Genomic DNA, 12,279 nt, shown 5'->3' on the forward strand with positions numbered 1-12,279 from the left:
CCATCGACACCAATTCCCAGGAGAACCATGTCCGCGACACCTACCGACCGGTCCGCCGTGCTGAGCGGCGTCGGCGGTTGGCTGCCCCGGCGCAAGGTCGGCAACGACGAGCTGGCGGACCGGCTCGACACCGACGACGCCTGGATACGCTCCCGCACCGGTATCCGCAGCAGGCATCTCGCTGCCCTGGAGGAAGCCACCTCCGACCTCGCCGTCGAGGCGGGCCGCAGGGCGCTCGCCAACTCCGGTGCCGACACGGCCGATGCGGTCGTCGTGGCCACCACCACACCCGACCGCACCTGCCCCGCCACCGCGCCGCTGGTGGCCGCACGGCTCGGCCTGACCGGTGCGGCGGCCTTCGACGTCGGCGCCGTGTGCACCGGGTTCGTCTACGCCCTGGCAGCGGGGGCGGGACTGATCATCTCGGGAGTCGCGAGCCGTGTCCTGGTGATCGGCGCGGACGTGTACTCCCGCATCGTCGACCCCGAGGACCGGCAGAACGCCGTCGTCTTCGGCGACGGCGCGGGAGCCGTTGTCCTGCGGGCCGGGCATGCTTCTGAGACCGGTGCCATCGGGCCGTTCGACCTCGGCAGTGACGGCGCGCACGAGGACATGATCACGGTCGCGGCCGGCGGCTCCCGCCTCCCGGCCGACCCCGGTCGCACCTCGCATGCCGAGCGGCATTTCGCCATGCGCGGCAAAGAGGTGTACCGCCATGCGGTCGCCCGGATGACGGACTCGGCCCGCACCGTACTGAACCGGGCCGGCCTGGACGTCCAGGACGTCGACCGCTTCGTTCCCCACCAGGCCAACCTGCGCATCCTGCGCACAGTCGCCGCCGACCTGGGCCTCCACATCGACCGATGTGCCACCCACGTGGAGACGGCCGGCAACACCGGAGCGGCCTCCATCCCCCTCGCCCTGGCCGCCGGCCACGCCGACCGGGCCCTGCGGCCGGGCGACCGGGTCCTGCTCACCGCCTTCGGAGGCGGTCTCACCTGGGGCTCCTGCCTTCTCACCTGGCCCGCGCTGCCACCGACCGCCGAACCGCCCCACCACGGAGAGGAATCCGCCTCATGACCGCCACCTACCAGCAGTTGGTGTCGATCCTCAGCACCCTGCACGACGCGCCCGCCGACGACTTCAGGCCCGAGGCGACCTACGCCGACCTCGACGTCGACTCACTGACCATGGTCGAGATCAGCATCCACATCGAACGCCACCTCGGCGTCACCGTCGAGGACAGCGAACTGGTCCCCGACCTCACGCTCGGTGCGACCGCCTCGCTGATCGACACCCGCCTGGCCGCCTGACACGGCGGCAGCCACACATCTTTCCGCCACGACACAAGGAGCACCACCATGCGCATCACGGACCACGCCGGGACCTCCATCGGCGCCTCCGTCGAGGACTTCGACCACACGTCGGCTTCGGAAGGCGACATCACGGCCCTCAAGGAGACCGTCTACCGGCGCAAGATCGCCGTTCTGAAGGGCCAGGACCTCTCCCCGCGGGCGTTCCTGGAGCTGGGCCGCCGACTGGGCCGCCCGGAGACGTACTACGAGCCGATGTACCAGCACCCCGAGGTGTCCGAGGTGTTCGTCTCCTCGAACGTGCCGGAGAACGGCAAGCAGATCGGTGTGCCCAAGACGGGCAAGTTCTGGCACGCCGACTACCAGTTCATGCCGGACCCGTTCGGGATCACCCTGATCTACCCGCAGGTCATACCCGCGAAGAACCGCGGCACGTACTTCATCGACATGGGAGCGGCGTACGCGAAGCTGCCCGACGACCTGAAGCGGGAGATCACGGAGACCCGCTGCCGGCACTCGGTCCGCAAGTACTTCAAGGTGCGCCCGCACGACGTCTACCGCCCGCTGTCGGAGATCATCGACGAGGTGGAGCAGAAGACGCCCGCCGTCCTCCAGCCGACCGTCTTCACCCACCCGATGACCGGTGAGCAGGTGCTCTACCTCAGCGAGGGCTTCACCGTCGGCATCGAGGACGCCCAGGGCAAGCCGCTCGACGAAGAACTGCTCCAGCGGCTCTTCGCGGCGACCGGTCAGCTCGACCGGACCTTCGAGCACGAGAACATTCATCTCCAGAGCTTCGAGAAGGGCGACCTGCTCGTCTGGGACAACCGCAGTCTCATCCACTGCGCCCGGCACACCACCACACCCGAACCCACGGTCTCCTACCGTGTCACCGTCCACGACGAGCGCAAGCTGCACGCAGGTCTGGAAGCGGCATGACCGGGACCACCGCTCGCACCGTGGAAGCGCGCCCCGTGCAGACCTTCGCCACGGACGAGGACCTGCTGCCCCGGGTGCTCGCGCCGTACAAGGAGCACTGCCGATACCTGCTCACCGCGGAGGTCTCCGGGCTGTCCGACGGGCTGTCCCGGGTTCGGGCGACGTTCGCGATCCCGGAGTCCTGCTACATCGACGACACCGGCCACCTGAACTCGGTGGAGGTGAACATCGCCTACAACCAGATGATGTATTACCTCGTCGCCAAGTCGGTGAAGGAACAGCTGCTGACCGGCTTCGAAAGCTGGACGCTGGAGGACTTCTGGCGCCACCAGCTGCCGGACATCCTCATCGCCCGGTTCGCCTCCCGCTTCCGACGGCCGGTCGATCCACGGGACTTCTCCGGTGAGATGGCGTTCCGCTCCGTCGACCTCCGGTCATCCGGGCGCGGCCCCCTCCTCATGGCCACCACCGCCTACCGCTACTGGGACACCGAGGGAGGCCGGTGCGACGGCGACGTCACCCTCGCCTTCGTCGACATCACCTGACCCGAAGCCCGCTCAGCGGCAGGCACAGACAGGACGGACACCTCACATGGGCACCCTTGACGCCCCGCAGCCGGGCACCCGGCTGCACCACCGGCTCACCACCCTCGCCGACACCGCCCGCTTCCACGCCGAAGGGCAGCCGGACACCCCGGCCGTCATCTGCGGCGACACCACACTCACCTACGCGGACCTGCACCGGGAGAGCAGCCGCGCCGCACAGGCCCTGCGCGCCGCCGGTCTCACGGCCGGCGACCGGGTCGCCTACCTGGGCAAGGAGTCGGAGCGGTACTACGAGATCCTCTTCGCCTGCGCCAAGACCGGCACCGTCCTCGTCCCGGTCAACTGGCGGCTGACGTCACCGGAGGTCAGCCACATACTCCAGGACTCGGGCACCCGACTGCTCTTCGTCGAGGAAGAGTTCCGGCACATCGTCGACAACATGCCGATCGCGCCGCCCGAACACGTCGTCGCGCTCGACGCGGCCGAGGGCTACACCGTCTGGAAGGCCGCGCACCCCGGAGCCGACGAGGCGTACGCGGCGACGCGCGACACCCCGGTGGCGCAGCTCTACACCAGCGGGACCACCGGGCTGCCGAAGGGCGTCGTGCTGGCCCACCGCAGCTTCTTCGCCATCGCGGACGCCATGGCCGAGGCGGAGGTCGACTGGATCGACTGGCGTTGCGGTGACATCGCGCTGATCGGCATCCCCGGCTTTCACATCGGCGGACTGTGGTGGGCCACGCAGAACTTCAACGCCGGGACCACGGTCGTGGCGATGCGCGCCTTCGACGCCGCCGGGGCCGTCGAGCTGATCCGGCGGCTCGGCATCACCACCGCCTGCGTGGTTCCCGCCATGCTGCGGATGATGCTGACGCGGCCGGGCGTCACACCGGCCGACTTCGCGACCCTGCGCAAGATCGTCTACGGCGGATCGCCGATCTCCGAGACCCTGCTGGAGCAGAGCCTGGCAGTGTTCCGCTGCGAGTTCGCCCAGATCTACGGGCTCACGGAGACCGGCAACACGGCGGTCTGCCTGCCGCCTGCCGTCCACGAGCCGGGATCGCCCCCCATGCAGGCGGCGGGCCGCCCCTACCCCGGCGTACGGGTCCAGGTGACCGACGATCAGGGCGTCCCGCTGCCGCCCGGCGCGGTCGGCGAGGTCCGCCTGGCCACACCGGCGCACATGGTGGAGTACTGGAACCTCCCCGACAAGACCGCCGAGACCCTCGTCGACGGCTGGATCCGCACCGGGGACGCCGGTTTCGTCGACGAGGACGGCTACGTCTTCATCCGCGACCGCATCAAGGACGCGATTCTCGTGGCAGGCGAGAACGTCTACCCGGCGGAGATCGAGAACGTACTGGAACACCACCCCGGCGTCGCCGAAGCCGTGGTCGTCGGCGCGCCGGACGACCGCTGGGGCGAGTACGTCCACGCCTTCGTCGTCCCGGCCGACCCGGGCGGCCCGGCCCTGCGCGCCCGCGACCTGCACACCTTCCTCACACCGCGGCTGGCCGCGTTCAAACTGCCCGCGAAGTACGAGTTCATCGACCACGTCCCCCGCAACCCCAGCGGGAAGATCCTGCGCCGCGAACTGCGCGACCGGTTCTGGAACGGTCCGGGCCGCAAGGTCAACTGACCTCCGCCGCCCGCAGCGCGAAGAGAGAGGACCACCATGCCCGCTGCCCTCACCACCCAGCAGTTCCGCGCCGATCTCGCCGAACTCCTCTACCAGGAGCCCGAGGAAGTCGACCTCGACGACAACCCCGCCGGCGCCGGACTCGACTCCCTCCGCCTCATCACACTGGTCGAGCGCTGGCAGGCGTACGGCATCGACGTCTCCTTCATCGATCTGGCCGAACTGCCCTCCTTCCACCACTGGTGGCGGCTTCTGGACGAACGACAGGAAGAAGGACGTCATGACGACGCCTGACAGCGACCGCCCCCGCCACCGGCTGCTCGGGGCACAGGAGGGCATCTGGACCGGCCACCAGCTCGACACCTCCAGCCCCGCCTACAACACCGCCGAGTACGTGGTGATCGAGGGCCCGGTCGACATGGACGTCTTCGAGGCGGCGCTGCGCCGGGCGGTCGAGGAGACCGAGGCGCTGCATTGCGTGTTCGCCGCCGACGACGAGGGCCGCCCTCAGCAGGTCGACATCCCGGCACCCGAGTGGCACCTCCACACCGCCGACATCTCCTCGGCGCCCGATCCGCGAGCCGAGGCACTGCGCTGGATCGACGCCGACATCGCGCGCCCCGTCGATCTCACCCGCGGACCACTCTTCGGGCACGCCCTGTTCCGCCTCGCCGCCGACCGCCACCTCTGGTACCACCGCGTCCACCACATCGCGCTGGACGGCTTCGGCCTCTCCCTGGTCGCACGGCGCGTCGCCGACGTCTACACCGCGCTCGCCGCGAACACGGCGGTCGGCCCGAGCGGATTCGGCACCCTCGCCTCGGTACGCGAGGAGGAGGCCGCCTACCGCGGGTCCGAGCAGTTCGCCCGCGACCGGGACCACTGGACGCAGCGGTACGCCGACCGGCCCGAGATCGCCACACCGGCGGCGAGGTCCGCTCTGCCGACGGCCTCCTTTCTCCGGGACGAGGGAGATCTCGACGCCGGGACCACAGCGGCGCTGCGGGCCACGGCCCGTGCCCTGTCGGTGTCCTGGTCGGAGGTCCTCCTCGCCGTCACCGCCGCCCACCTCCACCGCGCCACCGGAGCACCGGAGATCGTGCTGAGCGTCCCCGCGATGGGCCGCTTCGGCTCCGTGTCCCTGCGCGTGCCCGCCATGGTCCGCAACGTCCTGCCGCTGCGACTGACCGTCGGCGCGGACGACAGTCTGCGGACGCTGGTCGCCGCGGTCTCCCGCGAGGTGCGCTCGGCCCTGCCCCACCAGCGCTACCGCTACGAGCAGATCCGGCGCGACCTGCGGCTGGTGGGCGCGGGGAGGCGGCTCTCCGGCCCGGGCGTCAACATCATGCCGTTCGCCTATGACCTGCGGTTCGCCGGACATCGCAGCACGGTGCACAACGTCTCGGCCGGACCCGTCGACGACCTGGCGTTCAACGTGTACGACCGCTCCGAAGGCACATCCCTGCGCTTCGCCGTGGACGCGAACCCCGACCTGTACACCGCCGCCGAGGTCGCCGGTCACCGGCGCGCCCTGTTCGACCTGCTGACGGCAGCCGTCGCGGAACCGGACCGCCCGTTCGACGCCCTGCCCTCCGCCTCGCTCGCGGCACACTCCACGCCGGTCCACGTACTGGAGGGAGACCCGCTCCCCGCGCCGCCCCGCCCGGTGCTCGCCCTCATCGCCGACCACGCGGCGCGACGCGGCAGCGCGGTGGCCGTGGAGGAGAGCGACCGAAGCATCGGCTACGCCGAACTCTTCGGCGAGGCACGCCGGACCGCTCACCTGCTCGCCGGCCATGGAGTGCGCCGCGGCGACCTGGTGGCCGTCGTACTGCCCCGCGGCATCGCGGCCGTCACCGCCCTGCTCGGCATCATGGCCGCGGGTGCCGTCTACTGCCCCCTCGACCCGAACGCCCCGGCAGACCGCACCACCGCGCTGCTCACTTCCGCCGCACCCGACCTGGTCCTCACCACAGCGCCGTACGCGCCTCTCTTCCCGGACCACACCGTGCTGCTGCTCGATGGCGAGATGCACACCACGTCGACGCAACCTCCCATGTCCGCACCGGAGTTCGGGGACCTCGCCTACGTCATCCACACCTCCGGCACCACAGGAGAGCCCAAGGGCGTCGAGGTCGGACACGGCGCACTGGCCCACTTCGTCGCAGGGGCCGGACTCCGCTACGGCCTGGGCCGCACCGACCGCGTCCTGCAGTTCGCCCCCCTGCACTTCGACACCAGCATCGAGGAGATCTTCCTGACCCTGTGCACCGGCGCCACGCTGGTCATCAGGCCGCAGGACATGACGGACTCGATCCCGCACTTCCTGGCCGAGTGCGATCGCCTGGGCATCAGCGTGCTCGACCTGCCGACCGCGTACTGGCACGAGCTGGCCTATGCCCTGTCCACCGGGGCCGGTGCACTGCCGGGCACGGTGCACACCGTCGTCATCGGCGGCGAGGCCGCACTGCGCGAGAGGGCCGCCCGCTGGCGCAAGGCGGTCGGCACGGACGTCCGGCTCCTCAACACCTACGGGCCGACCGAGGGGACGGTCGTCGCCACGGTGGCCGATCTGCACGACACGGCTCTCGCAGCCGGTGACACCCCGGTGGGCCGCCCCCTGCCCGGCAGCCGGGCGGCCGTTGTCGACGGGGAACTCTGTCTGCTGGGCCCCGCCCTCGCCAACGGCTACCGCGACCGGCCGCAGGAGACCGCGGAGCGCTTCGTCCCGCTGAAGCGGCTGCCCGGCTCTCCACGCGCGTACCGGACCGGCGACCTGGTGGAGCTGGGCGAGGACGGACTCCTGCGTCATCTCGGCCGCGCGGACGACGAGTTCAAGATCAGCGGTCACCGCGTCCAGCCGGCCGAAGTGGAGAGCGCCCTGCTCTCCCACCCCGGAATCAGCGACGCGGCCGTGGTCGGTCAGGTGCTGCCCGACGGCACCCGCAGGGTCACCGCCCACCTCGTCCCCGCCGGACCGAGACCACCGGCGTCAGCGGTCCGCGACCACCTCCGCGCCCGGCTGCCCGGACCGATGATCCCCGCCTCGCTCACGTTCCTGACCCGCCTGCCCCGCACCGCGTCGGGCAAGACGGACCGCGCCGCACTGCTCGCCCGACTCCCCGCACTCCCCGACGGTGCCGAGGACACCGGGCGAGATCTCACGCTGGAGGCCACCGTCACCGGCGTGTGGCGCCAGGTACTCGCGGCCGACGACCTCACCCCGCACGACGACGTCTTCGAACGCGGAGCCCAGTCCCTCCAGGCCATCCAGGCCGCCAACCGCCTGGCCACGGAGCTGGGCAGGGAGGTGAAGGTCGCGTCGCTCTTCCAGTACGCCACTCCCGCCGCCCTCGCCGCCTTCCTCGGAGCCGGAACACCCGTGTCCGACAGCCCGGCCGGCTCCGTGCTGCCGTCCTCCCTGGCGGCCGACACCGAGCTCGCCCCGGAGATCCGCCCCGGAGCAGGGACGGCCTCCTGGCCACCCCGGCGGATCCTGCTCACCGGAGCCACAGGATTCGTGGGCACCCACCTCCTCGCACGGCTTCTGCGGTCGACGGAGGCGGAGGTGGTGTGCGCCGTCCGGGGCCAGAGCCCCGAGGAGGCTCTGGCGCGCGTCCACGCCGCTCTGGAAGCGGCCGGCCTGGCGCTGCCACCGGAGGAGCACCATCGCGTCACCGCTCTCCCGGCAGACCTGTCCCTGCCGCAACTGGGCATGACGGAGGACCAGTTGAGTGAACTCGGGGCCACCGTCGACGCCATCGTCCACAACGGCGCGGCGGTCAGTGTCGTCCGCGACTACACCGCCCTGCGCCCGGCCAACACCGAATCCACCCGCTGCCTGCTGCGTCTGGCGGCCCCGCGCGGCATCCCGGTGCACTACGTCTCCACGCTCTCGGTCGGCCCACCGCGCGCTCTGAGCGAGGAGTTCGAGGAGACGTTCCTCCCCGCGCACGAAGGACTGCGCTACGGCTACCAGCAGACGAAGTGGGCGTCCGAACGCCTCCTCGAACAGGCCGCCGAGCGCGGCCTGCCCGTCACGGTCCACCGGCTCGGCCGCGTCGTCGGCCCGATCACGGCGGGCACGGTGAACCGCCAGGACTTCCTGTGGACCGTCCTGCGCGCCGGAGTGCCCGCGGGCATCGTGCCCGACCTCTTTCCGGAGGAGTCCTGGACCCCCGCCGACCGGGTCGCGGCCGAGATCGTGGCGACCGGACCCGGCCGACGCCGCTCCCACGCCGTGGTCCACCACCACGCCGGAACCCCGGTGCGCCAGAAGGACCTGCACCGCTGGCTGCGCGAGTACGGCTACGAGGTCGACACCCTTCCACTGGAGACCTGGCGAGAGCGGATCCCCCCGAACACGGGGGACGCCGCAGCGGTCCTCGCCTTCTTCGACTCCCTGCCGCAGGGTCCGGACGGGCCGGACGGGGACCTCGGGCTCGCGACCGTACGGGCCGACAACGTACGGGAGAGCCTGGCGTCGGCCGACGGCCCGCTGCCGTCCGTCCATCCGGCCATCGACCGGGCCGCCTTCTTCCGCCAGCTGGATCACTGCGTGGCTACCGGAGCACTGCCCGCACCGTCGGCTCCGGATTCGCCACGGCCTCCGGGAACTCGCTCCGGGCGCCGCCCGACTCTTGATACGAACCCTGGCCGACAGCCGGCCTCACGCTAGTGCTGTGACCGGGAGGGTTCACCGGCTCGCGACGCCCGGCACGGCACCTCGCGGCGTTGTCGCATCACCCGCGTACGTCCAGTACGCGGGTGATGCTCCGCCTTGCGATGCACCGCACCGGACGCCGCGAGCCACCCGGCAAACCTTCCCGGTCACAGCACCTAGGAGCACACATGTCCACCAAGCGGTTCGCCGCCCTCGGAGTGATAGCCGTCGTCGGAGCCGCGACCGCCGGATGCGGGGGCCCGACGGACGGGACGGCGGCGAAGACCAAGCAGCCCGCCGCGTCCTCGGCCGCCGGCTACCCGGTCACGCTGGAGAACTGCGGAGTGAAGCAGACCTTCACCAAGGCACCCAGCAGAGTGGTCGTCATGAACGGCGCCTCCGTCGCCGAGGTCTCCACGCTCCTGGCCCTGGGGCTCGAGGACCGCATCGTCGTCAACCAGCAGAGCTACGGCATGTCCGAAGTGCCCGGCCGCGCCGACGCGATCAAGGCCCTGCCCAAGGGCGACATCAAGCTCAACGACGCCTACGACATCCCCCGCGAGGCGATGCTCGGCCAACGTCCCGACCTGGTCCTGTCCACCACCGCGTACGGCTTCGACGCCAAGAACGGCTTCGCCACCCGCGACCAGCTCAAGGACGTGGGCGCCAACACCTACATCTCACCGCAGGGCTGCGACCAGGACACGTCCAGGATGACGATCGAGGACAGCCGGACCCTGCTCCGCGACATGGGCAAGGTCTTCGGCGTCGGCGACCGCGCCGAGAGGCTGATCGCCGAGTCCGACAAGCGCATCGCGGAGGTCGCGGAGAAGGTCAAGGACGAGAAGAAGCCCAACGTCATGGTCCTCTTCTCCAACATGGCGATGGGCGGCAACGACTTCAGCTCCGTCGTCGCCAAGGGCATCTACAACGACATCCTCGCCAAGGCCGGGGGCACCAACGCCTTCGAGTCGGCCTCCAAGACCTCCTTCGCGGACCTGAGCAAGGAGAAGGTGGCCGCCGCCGACGTGGACGCCCTCGTCGTCATCGGCTACAACGACCCCGACCCGACGGCCTACGCCAAGAAGCTGCTCAAGGAGTTCCCCCAGTGGTCGGCGGCGAAGAACGACGCGTACGTGGTGCTGTCCGACTCGATCTACCTCGGCCCCAGCAACGACGTGGCCGTGGAGAAGATCGCCAAGACGCTCCACCCCGACGCGCTCTGACCGGACTGCGCCTCTCCCTCGGTGTCCTCGTCCTGCTCGCCGCACTGATCGCCGCCATGATCACGGCGATCAGCGTCGGCGCGGTCACCGTACCGGTGGCGGACGTCTGGAGCATCGTGGCCCATCACCTGACGGGCCACGATGCGGCCGCCGACCCCGCGCTGGACCAGATCGTGTGGAGCTTCCGCACGCCCCGCGTCCTCCTCGCGGCCCTCGCGGGCGCCGGCCTCGCGGTGGCCGGCGCCGTCCTCCAGACCCTGGTCGCCAACCCCCTGGCCGACTCCACCGTGCTCGGCTTCTCCCACGGAGCCTCCTTCGGCGCGGTCCTGGTCATCACCCTGGGCGGGATCGGCATCGGCGGAGTGGGGGTCGCGGGAGCCGCGTTCCTCGGCGCGCTCGCCACCGGAGCGGCGGTCTTCGCCCTGGGACGGCGTCGCGGACGCCTGGCCCCCACCCGCCTCGTCCTCGCGGGCGTGGCGGTCGGCTACGTCCTGCTCTCCGCGACCAGCTTCGTGCAGCTCTGGGCGACACCCACCGAACTGCGCACGGTGATGTTCTGGATGCTGGGCAGCGTCGCCGGAGCCCAGTGGGACCAGCTGCCCGTGGTCGCGACGATCGTCCTGAGCTGCACCGCCCTGCTCGGCCTGTTCGGACGGCAGCTCAACGCCGTCCTGGCCGGCGACGAAACAGCCACCGCACTCGGCGTGGACGTCAGCCGGCTGCGCGCCGTCCTGCTGGTCATCACCGCGCTGCTCACCGGTTCGGTCATCGCGGTGGCCGGCGGCATCGGCTTCGTCGGACTGATGATCCCGCACCTCGTACGCCTCACCGTCGGAGCGGACCACCGGCGGCTTCTCCCGCTCACCGCGCTGCTCGGGGCCGCCTACCTCGTGCTCGTCGACCTCCTCTCCCGCACCCTCATCCGACCGAACGAACTGCCGCTCGGCATCCTCACCGCCCTGCTCGGCGCCCCGTTCTTCGTCTGGCTGCTGCGCCGTAACAAGGGCTTGGACACCGTATGAAGCTCACCGTCGACCAGGTACACGTCGAACTGGAGGGGACGCCCGTCCTGCACGGGGTCGACCTGGAAGTCGGCCCCGGTGAGGTCGTCGGCCTCGTCGGCCCCAACGGCAGCGGCAAGTCCACCCTGCTCCGCGCGATCTACCGGTCGCTCCGCCCCACCCAGGGTGTCGTCAGGGTCGGAGAGGACGACGTCTGGCGCCTCGCGCCCCGTACCGCCGCCCGCCGGACCGCCGCCGTCCTCCAGGACCCGGCGGGCGGCACCGGGGGCCTGTCGGTGACCGAGATCGTGGCGCTGGGCCGCACACCTCACCACGGGCTGATCGGCCGCGAGGGTCCGGACGACCGGCGTTCCGTCGCCGAGGCGATCGACCGTTGCGGGATCAGCCGCTTCGCCGACAGGGAGTACGCGTCCTTGTCCGGGGGCGAACGCCAACGAGTCCTGCTCGCCCGAGCCCTGGCGCAGGAGCCCCGCCTGCTGGTCCTGGACGAACTGACCAACCACCTCGACATCCGCGCCCGGTTCGAACTGCTCGACCTGATCCGTTCGACCGGAGTGAGTACCCTGGCCGTCCTGCACGACCTGGACTTGGCCGCCCGGCTCTGCGACCTGATCGTCGTCCTCGACCGCGGCAGGGCGGTGGCCGCCGGCTCCGTACTCGACGTCCTCACCCCCGACGTGATGCGCGAGGTCTTCGGCGTCGAAGCCTCCACGACCCGGCACGGTGACGGCGTCGTCCGGATCGCTTACGCGGCCCGTCCCCTCGCGGAGCCTCAAGGCCCCACGGGGCCTTGAGGCTTCGGCCACCGGGTCAACGTCCGGGATCGCTACCGGGTTCATTCGCAGTGCACCGGGCTTCATCCCGGTGGTGAAGCGAATCTGAGAACTGCTCTGAGCTCAGCTGTGTGCACGGGTCTGCACTGTTGGCCTCAG

General features: G+C 70.9%; 10 protein-coding genes. All 10 read left to right on the forward strand.

What is annotated here, in order from left to right:
• Positions 1–27 precede the first annotated feature (27 nt).
• The 10 genes from ACFYXM_RS27735 to ACFYXM_RS27780 all read left to right on the forward strand — a co-directional run bounded on the left by ACFYXM_RS27735 (position 28) and on the right by ACFYXM_RS27780 (position 12,141).
• On the forward strand, positions 28–1,080 hold the full coding sequence (locus tag ACFYXM_RS27735) for a beta-ketoacyl-ACP synthase III (protein ID WP_389293328.1): 1,053 nt from the start codon (positions 28–30) through the stop codon (positions 1,078–1,080).
• Complete coding sequence (locus ACFYXM_RS27740) at positions 1,077–1,313, forward strand: acyl carrier protein (RefSeq protein ID WP_389293329.1); 237 nt, start codon at positions 1,077–1,079, stop codon at positions 1,311–1,313. Before ACFYXM_RS27735 ends, ACFYXM_RS27740 begins: the two co-directional genes overlap by 4 nt.
• Before the next feature lie 48 nt (positions 1,314–1,361).
• On the forward strand, positions 1,362–2,252 hold the full coding sequence (locus ACFYXM_RS27745; RefSeq protein ID WP_389293331.1) for a TauD/TfdA dioxygenase family protein: 891 nt from the start codon (positions 1,362–1,364) through the stop codon (positions 2,250–2,252).
• Positions 2,249–2,797 (forward strand): FcoT family thioesterase, encoded by a 549-nt coding sequence (locus ACFYXM_RS27750; RefSeq protein ID WP_389293333.1) that lies wholly within the window; start codon positions 2,249–2,251, stop codon positions 2,795–2,797. The genes ACFYXM_RS27745 and ACFYXM_RS27750 overlap by 4 nt, the downstream gene beginning before the upstream one ends.
• Before the next feature lie 46 nt (positions 2,798–2,843).
• Positions 2,844–4,436 (forward strand): long-chain-fatty-acid--CoA ligase, encoded by a 1,593-nt coding sequence (locus ACFYXM_RS27755; protein ID WP_389293335.1) that lies wholly within the window; start codon positions 2,844–2,846, stop codon positions 4,434–4,436.
• Positions 4,437–4,472: 36 nt separating this feature from the next.
• Positions 4,473–4,730 carry a phosphopantetheine-binding protein gene (locus ACFYXM_RS27760; protein ID WP_389293337.1) on the forward strand — a complete coding sequence of 86 codons (258 nt, stop codon included), beginning with the start codon at positions 4,473–4,475 and terminating at the stop codon, positions 4,728–4,730.
• Positions 4,717–9,114 carry an amino acid adenylation domain-containing protein gene (locus ACFYXM_RS27765; RefSeq protein WP_389293338.1) on the forward strand — a complete coding sequence of 1,466 codons (4,398 nt, stop codon included), beginning with the start codon at positions 4,717–4,719 and terminating at the stop codon, positions 9,112–9,114. The genes ACFYXM_RS27760 and ACFYXM_RS27765 overlap by 14 nt, the downstream gene beginning before the upstream one ends.
• Before the next feature lie 173 nt (positions 9,115–9,287).
• On the forward strand, positions 9,288–10,325 hold the full coding sequence (locus ACFYXM_RS27770) for an ABC transporter substrate-binding protein (RefSeq protein ID WP_389293340.1): 1,038 nt from the start codon (positions 9,288–9,290) through the stop codon (positions 10,323–10,325).
• Positions 10,326–10,381: 56 nt separating this feature from the next.
• The gene (locus ACFYXM_RS27775; RefSeq protein WP_389293342.1) at positions 10,382–11,347 is read left to right on the forward strand and encodes a FecCD family ABC transporter permease; all 966 of its coding nucleotides are present in this window, start codon (positions 10,382–10,384) and stop codon (positions 11,345–11,347) included.
• The gene (locus ACFYXM_RS27780) at positions 11,344–12,141 is read left to right on the forward strand and encodes an ABC transporter ATP-binding protein (RefSeq protein WP_389293344.1); all 798 of its coding nucleotides are present in this window, start codon (positions 11,344–11,346) and stop codon (positions 12,139–12,141) included. The genes ACFYXM_RS27775 and ACFYXM_RS27780 overlap by 4 nt, the downstream gene beginning before the upstream one ends.
• Positions 12,142–12,279 lie beyond the last annotated feature (138 nt).

The sequence above is a fragment of the Streptomyces sp. NPDC002476 genome, assembly GCF_042889785.1.
Lineage (GTDB): Bacteria > Actinomycetota > Actinomycetes > Streptomycetales > Streptomycetaceae > Streptomyces.